The organism is Phytoactinopolyspora halotolerans (genome assembly GCF_010550675.1).
GTDB classification, from domain to species: Bacteria; Actinomycetota; Actinomycetes; order Jiangellales; family Jiangellaceae; genus Phytoactinopolyspora; species Phytoactinopolyspora halotolerans.
Genome location: NZ_JAAGOA010000002.1, coordinates 179,076 through 194,255 on the forward strand (window position 1 = coordinate 179,076; position 15,180 = coordinate 194,255).

The following is a 15,180-nucleotide window of genomic DNA, read 5'->3' on the forward strand; positions in this document are numbered from 1 at the left end:
GTTCAGCGGCGCGCGCCCGCCACGGCGGCGCGCGCCGATGCGGCGATGCGCGCCGCGAGTGCCTCCAGTGGCCCTCGGCCGATCGAGCGTCGCCATGGCACTGCGATGATGAACGCGACGGCCACATGCACCAGCAGGGCGTGCTCGACCGTCCGCGGCAGCAGGCTGGCGAGCAGGATCACGTGCAGTGTGTACAGCGTGAACGTCATGCTCCCGATCGCGCCGAGCGGGTAGAGCGCGGTGCTGAACCGCCGGGCCAGCAGCAGCATGACACCGAGCACGGCCGCCGAGGAGCCGATGGTGTGCAGCAGGTCGAACGGCGTCGCGGTGTGTTGCGAGGCCACCATCAGCCACCATCCGCTGGTGGTCGGCGTGGTGCCGTAGAAGGACGTGTTCAGCAGTTCCCCGGCGTCGTCGAACGGCCGGCTGAACGGGTGCATCCCGGTCCCGGCCGCGGTGAGCCGCTCCAGTCCGCCCGTCTCCAGCCAGATCCAGGAGACCAGATACGTGCCCACGGCGAGCGAGGCACCGCCGATCAACAGCCGGATGACGACGGGCGTGGCAGCCAGCGCGAGTCTTCCGATTCCGAGACCGACCAGCATGTACGCCATCCAGGGCAGCACCGGGTAATAGCCGGTCAGGGTCAGCTGCCACAGCATCTGGGCCGGGTCGGCGAACGACTCCGGGGCGATGTTGCCGCCGCTGCTCAACGGCGCATCGAGCCGGATCGCGTGGCTGAGTATCGGCATGGCGACAGCCCACAGGGCGCCCAGCGGCAGCAGAACGGTGGCCGGCAGGCCGAGAAACGGCAGGGCGAGCAGGAAGAGCAGTCCGTAATAGACGAGGATGACCGCCACGCCGGAGTCGAGGCTGCCGATCACCAGACCTACGGCGACCAGCAGCAGGGCGCGTGACGCCGTCGCCGCCCAGGCGCCGTGCAGGGCCCGGCCGGTCGGCGGCCTGGCGCCGCCGCTGGCGAGCGCCAGGCCCACCCCGGCGAGCACCGCGAACAGCGCCGATGCCCGTCCGCTGGCGAGCAGATAGATCGCGGTGGTCTGGCCGTCGTCTCCGACGGCCGGGACGATGTGCACCCCCATCATGCCCAGCAGCGCCAGGCCACGTGCCATGTCGACGCCGACCAGGCGATGTGCCGTCGTCTCGCGGCCGTTCACCGTGCGGCCGGTCTGGGTCAGAAGATCACCGTGGCCAGGAACGGCGCCATGGTCAGCACCAGGCACCCAACCAAGACGATCGCTACCAGGCGCTTCCGGGGGTCGGTGCGGCGCGGTGTGTCGTCTGTCTCATCCATGGCGTCCAGCGTACGCGTTCCAGACCCGGGTGGACGTGCCCACCGGCCCGGCTGAGCAGGACGGGAATGCGCCCGTATGGGCTTGGGAACATCAGGGCCGGAGGTGGGCGTTATGTGGGTGCGAACAACTTGAGTCGGCCAGGCTCAAGCTGGGTTTGACAACGAATTGTGGTGAGTCATACTTGAGTCTGGATGACTCAAGAGTCTCACGTCATTGATCATACGCAACTGAGGAGGAAACGCCATGGCACGAGCTGTCGGCATTGACCTCGGGACCACCAACTCCGTCGTGGCGGTCCTGGAAGGTGGCGAGCCCACGGTCATCGCCAACGCCGAAGGAGCCCGGACCACCCCGTCGGTGGTGGCGTTCGCGAAGAACGGTGAGGTACTGGTCGGCGAGGTAGCGAAGCGCCAGGCGGTCACCAACGTCGAGCGCACCATCCGCTCGGTCAAGCGGCACATGGGTACCGACTGGAAGACCGAGATCGACGACAAGACGTTCACGCCGCAGCAGATCTCCGCCTTTGTGCTGCAGAAGCTCAAGCGCGACGCGGAGTCCTATCTCGGCGAGACGATCACGGACGCCGTCGTCACCGTTCCGGCCTACTTCAGCGACGCGCAGCGTCAGGCCACCAAGGAGGCCGGCGAGATCGCCGGGCTGAACGTCCTGCGGATCGTCAACGAGCCGACGTCGGCCGCGCTCGCCTACGGCCTCGACAAGGAGGACGACCAGACCATTCTCGTCTTCGACCTCGGTGGCGGTACGTTCGACGTCTCGCTGCTCGAGATCGGCGAGGGTGTCGTCGAGGTGAAGGCCACCAGCGGTGACAACCACCTCGGTGGTGACGACTGGGACCAGAAGATCGTCGACTGGCTGGTCGATCGGGTGAAGGGCACGCACGGTCTGGACCTGTCCAAGGACAAGATCGCGATGCAGCGGGTCCGCGAGGCGGCCGAGCGCGCCAAGATCGAGCTGTCGTCCAGCACGCAGACCTCGATCTCGCTGCCGTACATCGCGCAGGACGCCGAGAAGAACCCGGTGCACGTCGACGAGTCGCTCACCCGGGCGCAGTTCGAGCAGATGACGAACGACCTGCTCGAGCGCACCAGGTCGCCGTTCGAGGCGGTCATCCGCGACGCCGGTATCTCGGTCAGCCAGATCGACCACGTCGTGCTGGTGGGTGGCTCCACCCGGATGCCGGCCGTGTACAACCTGGTCAAGGAACTCGCCGGTGGCAAGGAGCCGCACAAGGGCGTCAACCCGGACGAGGTCGTCGCCGTCGGCGCGAGCCTGCAGGCCGGTGTGCTCAAGGGTGAGGTCAAGGACGTCCTGCTGCTGGATGTCACGCCGCTGTCTCTGGGCATCGAGACCAAGGGTGGCGTGATGACCAAGCTCATCGAGCGGAACACCACGATCCCGACCAAGCGCTCGGAGATCTTCACCACCGCAGAGGACAACCAGCCCACCGTGGGCATCCAGGTCTACCAGGGCGAGCGCGAGATCGCGGCTTACAACAAGAAGCTTGGCACGTTCGACCTGACCGGACTCCCACCGGCGCCGCGCGGGGTGCCGCAGATCGAGGTCACCTTCGATATCGACGCCAACGGCATCGTGCATGTCTCCGCCAAGGACCTCGGCACCGGCAAGGAACAGTCGATGACTATCACCGGTGGTTCGGCGCTTCCGAAGGAAGACATCGACCAGATGATCAAGGACGCCGAGCAGTACGCGGAGGAGGACCGCAAGCGCCGTGAGGCCGCGGAGAACCGCAACCAGGCCGAGTCGCTGGTCTACCAGACCGAGAAGTTCCTCGCGGACAACAAGGAGAAGGTGGACACCCTCTCCGCCGAGGTCCGCGACGACGTGACCTCGGCGCTGGATGAGGCGAAGAAGGCGCTGGAAGGCGACGACGACGCGGCGATCAAGTCCAGCTCGGAGCGGCTGCAGACGGCGTTCCAGTCGCTGGGTGCGGCGATCTACGCGCAGGCGCAGCCGTCCGGTGACGCCGGTGCTCAGGCCGGGGCCGACGCGGGTGGCGCGCAGGAAGAGGCCGGCGCCGGTGCGTCGGCGGATGAGGACGTCGTCGAAGCCGAGATCGTTGACGAGGAGAAGGACGACAAGTGACCGACGAACAGCACGAACCGGAGGGCTCCGTCGAGACACCGGTGGTGCGGGATCGGCGGCGCATCGATCCGGAGACGGGCGAGCTGCGGGAGCCGGACGCGGAGCCGGTTCCCGTGGCTGAGTCCGACGCGCCTGCCGCGGAAGGGCTGGCGTCGGAAGGAACCGGGTCGGACGGAGCCGACGACGCGCTGGCCCAGGCGCGTGCGGAGGCGGCCGAGCGGCTTGACGATCTGAGGCGGTTGCAGGCCGAGTACGTCAACTACCGCAGGCGCGTCGAGCGGGACCGGGAAACCGTCCGCGAGGCGGCGAAGGCCGAGGTGCTGACCGGCCTCCTCGACGTGTTGGACGACATCGGGCGCGCGCGCGAGCACGGCGATCTGACCGGCGCGTTCCGTGCCGTCGGCGAAGCACTGGAGGCCGCGGTCAACAAGGCCGGCCTTGAGCAGTACGGGGAACCGGGCGACGAGTTCGATCCGACCATCCATGAGGCGCTGATGCACAGCTACGACGACACCGTCGACGTCGTCACGTGCACCCAGATCCTGCAGCCCGGATACCGCGTCGGCGACCGTATCCTCCGTGCCGCCCGGGTGGCGGTGGCGGAACCCACCGAGGCGCTGACCGATCAGCAGAGCGCCGACGCCGCCTCGGACGACGAGGTCGACAGCGCGGAACCGGACAACTGAGAAGATTCGGGCCCGGGTGTCCTACGCTGGTAATTCCGCGGAGGACACCCGGGCGACGGACTTGTGGACAGCGGTAGAAGGGAGGGTCGCAGCACGTGAGCACCAAGGACTGGATCGAGAAGGACTATTACAAGATCCTCGGTGTGCCGGCGGATGCCGATGCCGCGGCGGTGAAGAAGGCGTACCGTAACCTGGCTCGCGAGCTGCACCCTGACCGCAACAAGGGCGACAAGGCCGCCGAGAGTCGTTTCAAGGACGTATCTGAGGCGTACTCGGTGCTCTCCGATCCGGAGAAGCGCAAACAGTACGACGAGGCGCGGACTCTCTTCGGTGGCGGTGTGCGCGTGCCGGGAGGCGGCGGAGGATCGTTCAATTTCGACCTCGGCGATCTGTTCTCCAGTGGCGGGTCGACCGCCGGCGGCGGCCTAGGCGACGTCTTCGGTGGGATCTTCGGCCAGCGCACACGTCCGCGTGGAACCGGCGCGCGCCGCGGCGCGGATGTCGAGACGGATGTCTCGATCGACTTCGAAGAGGCCGTGGAGGGCAAGACCGTCCCGCTGCGGATGACGAGCTCGTCGGCGTGTACGGCGTGCGCCGGCACCGGTGCGAAGGCCGGCACCGTGCCGCGAGTCTGCCCGACCTGCACCGGAACCGGATACACCAGCACTGACTCGGGTGGCTTCGGCATGGCCGAGCCATGCCGGGACTGCAAGGGCCGTGGACTCGTGGTGGACGATCCGTGCCCGGTCTGTAGCGGATCCGGGCGCGGCACGACCAGCAGCATGATGCATGTTCGGATTCCCGCGGGCGTGGTGGACGGCCAGCGCATCCGGCTCCGTGGCAAGGGCGCGCCGGGGGAGCGTGGGGGTCGCTCAGGAGATCTCTACGTCACCGTGCATGTCGGCACGCATCCGGTGTTCGGACGCAAGGGGGAGCACCTGACCGTGACCGTGCCGGTCACTTTCCCGGAGTTGACGCTCGGTGCGGAGATCAAGGTGCCGACGTTGAACGGCATCCCCGTCACGCTGCGTATTCCGGCCGGAACGCCGAACGGAAGGACGTTCAGAGTGCGCGGCCGCGGTGCGCCGCGCAGAGACGGGACCCGTGGCGATCTCCTGGTTACTGTAGAGGTAGTCGTTCCGCACCGGGTGGACAGTTCCGCCAAGGAGGCGCTCGAGGCGTTCCAGTCGGCGACCTCCGGCGACGACATCCGCGCGGAGTTGATGCGACAGGCGGCACAGGGAGGCTGACATGGACGAACGGACGAGGTTCGTGGTCGCAATGTCCGGCGCAGCCCGGCGAGTTCGCGACGATGAACCGCTGTATGTGATCTCGGTGGCCGCGGAGATGGCTGGAATGCATCCGCAGACGCTCCGGCAATACGACCGGCTGGGCCTGGTGTCGCCGCGGCGCACGGACGGCGGTGGACGCCGCTACTCGCTGCGGGACGTGGAGCGCCTCCGCGAGGTTCAGCGCCTGTCCCAGGAGGAGGGCGTCAACCTGGTCGGGGTCAAGCGGATCATGGAGCTCGAGGCGGAGGTCGAGGCGCTCCGGGCACAGTTGGAGCTTGTGGTCGAGGCGCAGCAGCAGTCGGAGTATCTGGCGCAGAGTCACCGGCGGTCGGATTACCTGCCGGTCCCGTCGTTCGGCGGTAGCGCGCTGGCGATCTACCGCACGCGGCGCTCTCGATAGCGCCGAGCGCGCGGCTGCGAATGCGTGGCTGCGGATGTCTGGTCTCGGCCTGCCAACGTACCGGAAACGCTCCCAATTCGACGCGGCACCGGGCGTTCATGTGATGTTAATGAATTTCACATGAATTGCCCGGTGGTGCGCAAACCCGCTGATCAGCAACCTTTTCCTCGGAATATGTCACGCAGCCTTAACATGACCGTTGGTTGACGCGACGCCTCATTGCCGGTTGACTGAGCGAGACGGCGAATACGCGGTTTTGTGACAAAGGCTGGTTAAGTGACGTTGGTTGGAATGTCCTGCGGACAAAGTCTCGGTGGTCGAATTCATGCGCCACTGAGTTTTTCGTTCCGGCGGAAAGGCCGGCCATCTCCAGCGCTATCGCATGCCGCGGACGGGGTCGGGGGTTTCGCTGTCCAGTGCCCATCGGGCAGGTGGCTGTAGGGGTAGGGACGCTCATGGGGGGCGGGGCCGTGGACAGATATCCGACGACACACGATCTGGTTGAGGCCTGTCTCGGCGGAGACGAGCAAGCATGGCGAGACCTGGTGCATCGATTCGCTCCACTGGTGTGGTCGATCGCTCGCGCACATCGGCTCAGCCCGGCGGACTGCGACGATGTCAGCCAAGCCACGTGGGTGCGTCTCTGGCGTACGCTCAACCGCCTGCGCGAGCCGGATCGGCTCGGCGAGTACCTGTCGGTGATCGCCAAGCGGGAGGCGCTGCGCCATCTCGACGCGGTGGCGCGATTGCGGCCGGGGCGGGATCATGACGTCGCGGCCGACGTGGCGGACGCCGAGCCCTCCGCGGAGACAGCGCTGGTCTCCAAAGAGCGTGCGGCGGAGTTGACCCGGGCTCTGCTGCAGCTACCGCCGCGCTGCCAGCACATGATCGCGTTGCTGGTCGACGGCCGCAGCTATGAGCAGATCGCGGCCGCGCTGGATCTCGCTCCCGGGTCGGTCGGTCCGATCCGGCGCCGCTGCCTGCAGCATCTGCGCCGGGCCATCGAGGCGGACCGGCGGCTGGAGGAACGTGGCCGCCGCGACACCACCGGCTGCCGATTGGGTGCCGTGCCGTAGCGCCCGTCCGCCGAGAACCGGCTCGGGTACCGGCGTCACTCGTCGTCGGTCTGGTCGTCCTGGTGCTGTGGCGGATGTGTGTGCGCCGCGTGCTCGGCGTGCCCGAACGCCTCGTCCGGGGTCGTGCCGAGCACCTGCCGCAGCTCTCGGACGAGGGCGTCGAGCTCGAGCTCGTCGGCGCGTGTGTCTTCGGTCTCGTCGGAGCTCACGACCGAGTACCTCTTTCGCGTTGAGATGAAGCGTTGGCTGGCCGCTTCGCTTCGTCTGCTCGCTTCAGCCGAATACAGCGAGCATATAGAATACCCGCCTTCGGCTGTGAATGCGCTGTGGGGCGCAAGGCTATTGTCGATTTTCGGTCATCGGATATTCACCGACGTTGGATATAAGCGGCCGTCCTCGTCTCACGAACGCGGTCGCGCCGACTATGTGACGCGGCCCACATTACTTTTCTGATCTTTCGTGTACGAATCCGCCCATCTGTCGGGTCTTGACTGTGTCCGCTCGCCGCGGGGCGATTCCACGACGGATGTCTCCCGCGACGCATGAGGCCCGTGAAGGCCATGTCAACGCCCTGGAGGGGAAGAAGATGACGAAGACCCGAGACGACGTGCGCGACGCCGTGCGGGACGCGCTGGTCGATGCGCTCGGTGTGGAAGAGGACGAGGTGACCCCCGGAGCCACCTTGATGGGTGACCTCGAGGCGGAGTCCATCGATCTGTTGGACATCCTGTTCCGGCTGGAGCGGTCCCTGGGCGTCAAGATCACCGCTGCCGAGCTGGCCGAACACGTCCAGGGTGGGATCTCCGAGGAGGAGTTCGGCACCGAGGAAGGCGTCGTGTCGGACGTCGGCCTGGCGCAGTTGGCGAAGGTCATGCCGCAGCTCGACGTCGAGGCGCTGCGCGGCAAGCTGCCGGCCGAGGAGGTCATGCAGCTGTTCACGGTGGATAACCTGGTCGAGCTGGTGCTCGTCCGCAGCGCCGCGGTCGCCGCATAACGTGCCCACGGCCGAGGCGATGGATGTGCGCGTGGGCGTGGACCTGGTCCAGGTGTCCCGGATGCGACGGCTGCTCGACGAACAACCCGCGGCGCAAGCCGAGCTGTTCACCCCGCGGGAGCTCGCCGCCTGTGGCACGGCGCGCAGCCGGTACGCCCGGCTCGCCGCACGATTCGCGGCGAAGGAAGCGGTGCTCAAGGCGTTCGGCACCGGGCTCGGGCCGCGGATGGCGTGGCATGACGTCGAGATCGTCAACGAGCCGTGGGGCAGACCCGTGGTGATCCTGCATGGAGAACGCATGCGGTCCCTGGCCGACCGGCTGACCGGCGCACCCGAGATCTCGATGTCGCACACCGGCGACGTCGCGTTGGCACACGCCGTGATCGTGATGCGCCCGCGCCCGGTCGCCGCCCGGCCATCCCGCTGATGAGGAGAGACATGCTCTTCCACCTGACCGATCGCATCCTCGACTATGAACCCGGGCGTTCGATCCGCGCCTGCAAGGTGACATCCCGGCTGGAGACCTACTGGCGCGAGACACCCTCGGGGATGAGCATGCCCCGGCCGCTCGTTCTGGAGACGTTGTGCCAGGCGGGCGCCTGGCTGGTGATGCTCCAGACCGACCTGGTCCGCCGTGCGGCGTTGCTGTCCGTCGGCGAGGTCCGGTTCATCCGGGACGTGCGCCCGGGTGACGTGCTGGTGGCCGACGCCACGGTTGAAGCGTCGTCGGATGAGATGGCGGTGTTGTCCGGCCAGGTGTCGGTCGACTCGCACCCGGTGATGACCGCGTCCGACCTGATGTGCGCACTGATCGAACCGGCGGAGCTCGATGATCCGGAGATCACTCGTCGCCAGCTGGCCGCGCGCACCGATCGGCTCCGCACCGCCGAGCCGGTATCCGGGCGGCCGGGATGAGCGCGGCGACGCGACGCCGAGTGGTCGTCACGGGCATCGGAGCGGTGACGCCGCTGGGCAACGACGCACCGCAGACCTGGACGTCGTTGTTGGCCGGACGCAGCGGCGTCCGGGAGATCACGACCTTCGACGCGAGCACTTTTCCGGTGCGTATCGCCGGTCAGGTGACCGGTTTCGATGTGAAGGCGGCGATCCCCGATCGCCGGCATCGCCGGTACTTGTCCCGCGGCGCGGGCTACGGCGTCGCAGCCGCCGTCGAGGCGCTGCAGCAGGCCGGTGCGCTCGCCGGCACGGACCCGTACCGGCGTGGGGTCTCGGTCGGCGGCACCGTGGGACGGGTCGGGCTGCAAGAGCTGGCCGACATGTCCTGGCAGCTGGAATCGACCGGCCACGCATCGATCTACCGCCAATCACCGGCCGAGGTTCTCACCCGCGACCAGAACGTGGCGCCGGCGGTCATCGCCGAGATCGGTGACCTGCGCGGACCGTTCATCGCCGTCAGCACCGCGTGTGCCGGCTCCGCGCACGCCATCGGCGAGGCGTACCGGCGGATCGAGGAGGGCGACGCGGATCTCATGCTGGCCGGCGGTCACGACGCCCTCACCACCTGGATGGACGTCCTCGGATTCGCCCTGCTGGGAGCACTCACCACCGACGACGCCGACCAGCCCGGACGCGCCTGCAAACCGTTCGACGCGCGGCGCAACGGCTTCGTCCTCGGCGAGGGAGCGGTGATGGCCGTGCTCGAAGAGCGCGAACACGCTCTGGCCCGGAACGCGCCGATCCTGGCCGAGCTGGCCGGATACGCGTCCAGTCTGAACGCCTATCGGATCACCGACTCGCCGCCGGACGGTGGCGGCGCGATCTCCGCCATGCGTGATGCGGTCGCCGCGTCGGGCGTCGGCCCGGACGGGGTCGACTACATCGTGGCGCACGGCACCGGCACGCCTGGCAACGACGCCAGCGAGACCGTCGCGATCAAAGAGGTGTTCGGCGCCCACGCCTATGACCTCCTGGTGAGCTCGCCCAAGTCGATGGCGGGTCACCTGACGTCGGCGGCCGCGGGGCTGAATCTGCTCGCCGCACTGGGCGCCATCGAGCACGGCGTGGTGCCGCCGACGATCAACCTGGCCCAGCCCGATCCCAAACTCGACCTCGACTACGTCCCTGGTGCGGCGCGCCGTCGCGACGTCAGAGCCGTACTGGTCAACGCGTTCGCATTCGGCGGGACCAACGCCTGCTTCGTGGTGACGGCGCATACGAGGAGTGACTGACGTGACGACAGAACTGGCCGAGGTGTTCGGGCTGGACCGGCTGCTTGAGCTGGAGCCCGGGCACGCCGCACGTGCCATCCGCAACGTGCCGTCGACGCTTCCCCTGCTGGCGACGCACTTTCCCCGGTTCCCCGTGCTGCCGGGGGTGCTGATCCTGGATGACCTGGCAGCGGTGGCGGCCCTGGTCCTCGCCGCGGAGACCGGGCCGGATCGGCGGTGGGAGCTCGCGGGAGCGGCCCGTGCCCGGTACCGGCACTTCGTCCGCCCCGGCGACTCCGCGGAACTCGCCGTCACCCGGCAGGAGCGTACGAACGGCGCACCGGCAGACGGGACCGCGCGATTCTCCGGGACGGTCCGCGTGGAGGGCCGCACGGTCACCACGGTGGCGGAGCTGACGATGGTCCGAGCCGAGGAGGCCCCATGACGACGCAGACCGGCCGCCGGGTGGTGGTCACGGGCATCGGGCTGCTGACCGGCCTTGGCGCGGGCCAGGCGGAGAACTGGCGGCGGATGACCGCCGGCGACACCGCGATCGGGCCGCTGCGCGGCTTCGACCCGAGCTCGCTGCGGACCCGGATCGGCGCCGAGATCGTCGACTTCGACCCGTCGCTCTACGCCGCCCGCCGCACGCTGCGCAGCACCACCCGCGAGGATCAACTGGCACTCGCCGGTGTCTCGCTCGCGGTCGAGGACAGCGGGCTCGACCTGGACCGGGTCGAGCCGGAGCGGCTCGCCGTCTTCCTCGGCGGCAACAAGGAGATCTCCAAGCCGCAGCACCTGATCGACGGCGCCCTCGCCGTGCGCGACGAGAACGGCCAGGCCAGCGAACGAGTGCTCGGCGAGCGGATGGAGTCCAGTTTCTACCCGCTGTTCTATGTCGACGGGCTGCAGGCGGCGGCGTTGTTCTACGTCTCCCAGCGGTACGGGGCCAAGGGCGCCAACGCCTACTTCCACGGCACCGCCGATTCGGGCGCCACCGCGATCGGCCGGGCGTATCGCTCCATCCGCCGCGGCGAGTCCGACGTCGCCGTGGCGGGTGGCTTCGACGCCGCGGTCTCGTTCTGGGTGATGTCGAAGATGGACGGCCTCGGCGTGCTCAGCGACCGGAACGAGCTCGGGACCGGCGCGTTCCAGCCGTACGACAAGGAGCGCACCGGCTCCGTGCTCGGTGAGGGCGCGGCCGTGGTGGTGCTGGAGGACGCCGAGGCGGCAGCGGCCCGGAGCGCCACGGTGTATGCCGAGATCGGCGGCGTGGGCTCGGCGTTCGACGTCGGAGCGATGGTGACGCCGGAGCCGTCGGGGGGTGCGCTCACCGCCTCGATCACGGCGGCGCTGCGCGAGGCCGGCGTGGACGGCGACGGACCGGACTACATCGCGACGCACGGATGCGCCACCCGGCTCGGCGACACCAGCGAATGCGTCGGCATCCGGGCGGCCCTGGGCGGCGCCGGCGACCGGGTGATGGCCAGCAGCGTGAAGCCGGCCACAGGCCATCTGGTCGCGGCGGCCGGGGCGCTGAACGCGGCGGTCTGTGCGCTGGCGATCCATCACGGTGTGGTTCCGCCGACGCTGAACCTGCACGCGCCGGATCCCGAGTGCGACTTCGACTGGGTACCGGGCGAGGCACGGGAGGTTCCGGTGACCACGGCGCTGGCGTTGGCGCGTGGGCTTGAGGGGCAGAACGTCGCGCTTGCGTTGCGGGCGGTGTGAGCGCGGTGGCGGTTGAGGTGGGGAGGGAGGAATTCCCGGTCGCGCCCGCGACGAGGTCGTCGCCCAGGGGCTCCTCCCACGTCGATGCCCGAGCCTACCCTGACCGGGAATCCCTCCCTCCCCACCTTCTGTGGTCACTTCGGCCGGACGCGAACGGCGATTCGACGACTCATCCCACCCGGCAAGAAGGAAGAGGTATGACGTGAACGCGACAGTCAACGATGGAGCCGTCACGCGGGTGGCGGTGGTGGGCGTCGGGGCGGTGACCGGTCTGGGGCCGACCGCCGACGACCTGTGGTCCGGTGCCCGGGACGGCCGGGTGGCGATCGGGCCGGTGCAGGGACTGGACTTGACGGACTTCTCCACGAAGGTCGGTGCGGAGGTACGGGACCTGCCGGAGGCGGGTCATCGATACCTGCGGCCCGGCGATTTTCGGGATCGGGTGTTCGAGTTGGCGCTGCACGCGGCGGACGAGGCGGTGGCGGGGACCGGCGCGGTGGTCGAAGCCGTCGGCACTGAGCGGTGTGGGGTCGTGTATGGGACGTGTAATGCGGGGCTGTTGTCTGGGCGGGAGTGGCTGGCGCGGCTTGACGCGGGTCGGGATCCGGACCCGCGGCTGGCGGCGATGATGCCGCCGCAGGCCCAGGCGGAAGCGATCGCCGGAGCGCTCGGTTGGGGCGGCCCGGTGCTGTCGGTGAACACGGCGTGCGCGTCCGGGGCGAACGCGATCGGGTGGGCCACCGATCTGATCCGGTCCGGGCGGGCGGACGTCGTGCTGGCGGGCGGTGCGGACGCGTTCTCGGACGTGCTGTACGCGGGTTTCCACTCGCTGGAGGCGCTGTCGCCGGTTCCCGCCCGGCCGTATTCGGCGGAGCGGCAAGGGCTCTCACTCGGCGAGGGGGCGGCGTTCCTGGTGTTGGCGAGCGAAGCGGTGATCGGTGTGCAGGACGTCCGCGCCTGGGTGGGCGGGTATGGGTTGTCCGCGGACGGATATCACCCGACGGCGCCACGGCCCGACGGGTCGGGCGCGAGCCGGGCGATCGCCCAAGCGCTGCGGACGTCCGGACTGGTTCCGGAGGACGTCGGTTACGTCAACGGACACGGCACCGGAACGGAGAAGAACGACGCCGCCGAGACGCGAGCCATTCGCAGTGCGCTCGGTGAGCATGCCGACACGGTTCCGGTGAGCAGCACCAAGTCGGTGATCGGGCATCTACTGGGCGCGGCCGGCGCGGCCGAGGCCGTGGTGACCGTGCGAGCGCTGGAGGAGCAGGTGGTTCCGCCCACGGCGTCGTACAGCGGTGCAGATCCGGATTGCGACCTGGATTATGTGCCGCTCGATCCCCGCCCGATGCGGAGTGACGTGGCGGTGTCGAACAACTTCGCCTTCGGCGGGTCGAACGCGAGTGTGGCATTCGTCCGCGCCGGGTCGGACCACCGGCCACCGCGCCCGCAGCTGCATGACGTCGTGGTCAGCGGCATGGCGGTGCTCGGCCCGTTCGGAGAGGGCGCCGAAGCGGCGGAGGCGGCGGTGGCGGAGGGAGCGTCCGTCCCAGAGGGGCCGGATGGACGGGTGGCGACGATGGAGGTCGACCCCGAGCCGTACCTCACCCGCAAAGCGCGTCGCCGGATGGACCGGATGACGGTGGCGGCGATCGTCGCGGCGGCGAAGGCGATGAACGACGCCGGGCTGGAGGCGGGGAGTGAGGACGCGAAGCAGACCGGCGTCATCGTCGGTACCTCCGCCGGCCCGGTCGAGTCGATGGCGCGGTTCACCCGCGGTGTGCTCTGCGACGGCGCCGCCGGCGCCGACCCCGCGGTCTTCCCGAACACCGTCTACAACCAGCCCGCGGGGCAGGTGGCGCAGCACCTTCACCTGCACGGGCCGACGTCGACCGTCTCCGTCGGGCATGCGTCCGGCGCGGCCGCCCTTTTGTACGGCTACGAGCTGATCCGCACCGGCCGGGCGTCGTCGATCGTCTGCCTGGCCGTGGACGTCATCGACGAACTGGTGGTCAAGGCCTACGACGACCTCGGCCTGCTCTCCCACCGTTCCGGCGACGGCCGGTTCGCCCTCGCCGATGCGGCCGTGGCCGTCGTGCTGGAGTCGGCGAGCGGGGCGGCCGCCCGGCGCAGGCGAGCGCTGGCCGAGGTCACCGGCTACGGGTGCGCGTCCCGGGTGCGCCCCGGAGGCGTGCCGAGTGACGTCCGTGGCTCGGCGACGGAGCGCGCATCCCGCCAGGCCATCGAGACGGCGGGCATCGAGCCGGGCGACGTCACGGACATCTGGTCTGTGGCGTGCGGCCTCGAGATGGTCGACAGAGGCGAACGCGCGGCCATCGATCGGCTGTTTCCGTCGTCAGGGGGTGCGCGGCCCCGGCTCCACCAGCCGAAGACGGTTCTGGGTGAACCGACCGGTGCGGCCGGGACCCTGCTGGCCGCGCTCGCCGCCCACGACCTCGCCGACCGGGCGGCCGGTGTGGCGCTGGTCAACGCGGTCTCGCTGGGTGGCACGGCCCTGTCCGTCGTCATGCGATCCGACCACGACACCGAGTGAGGAAGCTATGGAAGAGCAGACATCCACTGACCCACTGCCGCGGACTGTCCCTCCGGGACCACTCCATGGCCGGGTCGCGCTGGTGACCGGCGGCTCGCGCGGCATCGGCCGTGCCACCGCCATGGCGTTGGCGGCCGACGGCGCGACCGTGGCGGTGAACTACCGCTCGGGCAAGGACGAAGCGCTACAGGTCGTCGCGGAGATCGAGGAGGCCGGCGGCACAGCCGCCGCGTTCGGTGCCGACGTCTCCGACTACGAGCAGGCCCGCGGGCTCGTCGACGAGGTGCTCGCCGTCCATAGCGAGCTGCACATTCTGGTGAACAACGCCGGCATCTCGAAGGACAACCTCATCTATGCCATGGACCCGCAGGACTGGCTGGACGTGATGAAGGTCAACTTCGGCGGCGTCTTCAACTGCACCAAGGCCATCCTCGACCACGCGATGGTGACCCGGGACGCGGTGATCGTGAACGTCTCCTCGGTGATGGGTGAGCGCGGATGGACCGGGGAATCGAACTATGCCGCCTCCAAGGGCGCGGTCGACGCGTTCACCCGCAGCGCCGCCATCGAGCTGGCCCGGTTCGGCATCCGGGTGAACGCCGTCCTGCCGGGATTCGCGCCTACCGAGCTGGTGTCCGAGCTCTCCACCGGCGAGGTCGCCAAACACCTGAAGCGGCAGATCCCGATGCGCGACTTCGCCACCGTCGAGCAAGTGGCGTCCGCGATCCGATTCCTCGCCGGTCCGGAGTCGGAGTACATGACCGGGGTGCTGCTCAACATCGACGGCGGCGGCATGGCCGGGCTGGGCCTCGGACGGCTGAAGTGGTGAGGGGACGGAACGC

General features: G+C 69.1%; 15 protein-coding genes. 13 read left to right on the forward strand and 2 right to left on the reverse strand.

Going from position 1 to position 15,180, the window contains the following annotated elements; translation table 11 throughout:
- Positions 1–2: 2 nt before the first annotated feature.
- Positions 3–1,172 (reverse strand): heparan-alpha-glucosaminide N-acetyltransferase domain-containing protein, encoded by a 1,170-nt coding sequence (locus tag G1H10_RS03140; protein WP_163732563.1) that lies wholly within the window; start codon positions 1,170–1,172, stop codon positions 3–5.
- Between the two features lie 381 nt (positions 1,173–1,553).
- Between G1H10_RS03140 and dnaK the strand changes: the two genes are divergently transcribed.
- From dnaK to G1H10_RS03165, 5 genes are all read left to right on the forward strand, one after another.
- Entirely contained in the window at positions 1,554–3,434 is a 1,881-nt protein-coding gene (gene dnaK / locus G1H10_RS03145) for a molecular chaperone DnaK (RefSeq protein WP_163732566.1), read from the forward strand.
- Positions 3,431–4,120 carry a nucleotide exchange factor GrpE gene (grpE, locus tag G1H10_RS03150; protein WP_163732569.1) on the forward strand — a complete coding sequence of 230 codons (690 nt, stop codon included), beginning with the start codon at positions 3,431–3,433 and terminating at the stop codon, positions 4,118–4,120. Before dnaK ends, grpE begins: the two co-directional genes overlap by 4 nt.
- A gap of 95 nt (positions 4,121–4,215) precedes the next feature.
- Complete coding sequence (gene dnaJ, locus G1H10_RS03155) at positions 4,216–5,370, forward strand: molecular chaperone DnaJ (protein WP_163732572.1); 1,155 nt, start codon at positions 4,216–4,218, stop codon at positions 5,368–5,370.
- Position 5,371: 1 nt separating this feature from the next.
- On the forward strand, positions 5,372–5,812 hold the full coding sequence (locus G1H10_RS03160) for a heat shock protein transcriptional repressor HspR (protein ID WP_163732574.1): 441 nt from the start codon (positions 5,372–5,374) through the stop codon (positions 5,810–5,812).
- 470 nt (positions 5,813–6,282) lie between these two features.
- Positions 6,283–6,888: an RNA polymerase sigma factor gene (locus G1H10_RS03165; protein ID WP_163732576.1), complete on the forward strand. Its 606-nt coding sequence runs from the start codon at positions 6,283–6,285 to the stop codon at positions 6,886–6,888.
- A 35-nt stretch (positions 6,889–6,923) separates the two neighbouring features.
- Here G1H10_RS03165 and G1H10_RS03170 read toward each other — a convergent pair whose 3' ends face one another.
- Positions 6,924–7,097 (reverse strand): hypothetical protein, encoded by a 174-nt coding sequence (locus G1H10_RS03170; RefSeq protein WP_163732579.1) that lies wholly within the window; start codon positions 7,095–7,097, stop codon positions 6,924–6,926.
- Positions 7,098–7,474: 377 nt separating this feature from the next.
- Between G1H10_RS03170 and G1H10_RS03175 the strand changes: the two genes are divergently transcribed.
- The 8 genes from G1H10_RS03175 to G1H10_RS03210 all read left to right on the forward strand — a co-directional run bounded on the left by G1H10_RS03175 (position 7,475) and on the right by G1H10_RS03210 (position 15,167).
- Positions 7,475–7,882, forward strand: a complete 408-nt coding sequence (locus G1H10_RS03175) for an acyl carrier protein (RefSeq protein WP_163732581.1) — start codon at positions 7,475–7,477, stop codon at positions 7,880–7,882.
- A 31-nt stretch (positions 7,883–7,913) separates the two neighbouring features.
- Positions 7,914–8,309 carry a holo-ACP synthase gene (gene acpS, locus G1H10_RS03180; protein ID WP_163732584.1) on the forward strand — a complete coding sequence of 132 codons (396 nt, stop codon included), beginning with the start codon at positions 7,914–7,916 and terminating at the stop codon, positions 8,307–8,309.
- An 11-nt stretch (positions 8,310–8,320) separates the two neighbouring features.
- The gene (locus G1H10_RS03185; RefSeq protein ID WP_163732587.1) at positions 8,321–8,797 is read left to right on the forward strand and encodes a hotdog family protein; all 477 of its coding nucleotides are present in this window, start codon (positions 8,321–8,323) and stop codon (positions 8,795–8,797) included.
- Positions 8,794–10,071 (forward strand): beta-ketoacyl-[acyl-carrier-protein] synthase family protein, encoded by a 1,278-nt coding sequence (locus G1H10_RS03190; RefSeq protein WP_163732589.1) that lies wholly within the window; start codon positions 8,794–8,796, stop codon positions 10,069–10,071. Before G1H10_RS03185 ends, G1H10_RS03190 begins: the two co-directional genes overlap by 4 nt.
- A gap of 1 nt (position 10,072) precedes the next feature.
- Positions 10,073–10,495: a 3-hydroxyacyl-ACP dehydratase FabZ family protein gene (locus G1H10_RS03195; RefSeq protein WP_216852851.1), complete on the forward strand. Its 423-nt coding sequence runs from the start codon at positions 10,073–10,075 to the stop codon at positions 10,493–10,495.
- The gene (locus G1H10_RS03200; RefSeq protein WP_163732592.1) at positions 10,492–11,781 is read left to right on the forward strand and encodes a beta-ketoacyl-[acyl-carrier-protein] synthase family protein; all 1,290 of its coding nucleotides are present in this window, start codon (positions 10,492–10,494) and stop codon (positions 11,779–11,781) included. Before G1H10_RS03195 ends, G1H10_RS03200 begins: the two co-directional genes overlap by 4 nt.
- 202 nt (positions 11,782–11,983) lie before the next feature.
- Positions 11,984–14,338, forward strand: coding sequence for a beta-ketoacyl-[acyl-carrier-protein] synthase family protein (locus tag G1H10_RS34390; RefSeq protein ID WP_216852852.1), 2,355 nt, complete (start codon positions 11,984–11,986; stop codon positions 14,336–14,338).
- A gap of 7 nt (positions 14,339–14,345) precedes the next feature.
- Complete coding sequence (locus tag G1H10_RS03210) at positions 14,346–15,167, forward strand: SDR family NAD(P)-dependent oxidoreductase (RefSeq protein ID WP_163732596.1); 822 nt, start codon at positions 14,346–14,348, stop codon at positions 15,165–15,167.
- Positions 15,168–15,180: the final 13 nt, after the last annotated feature.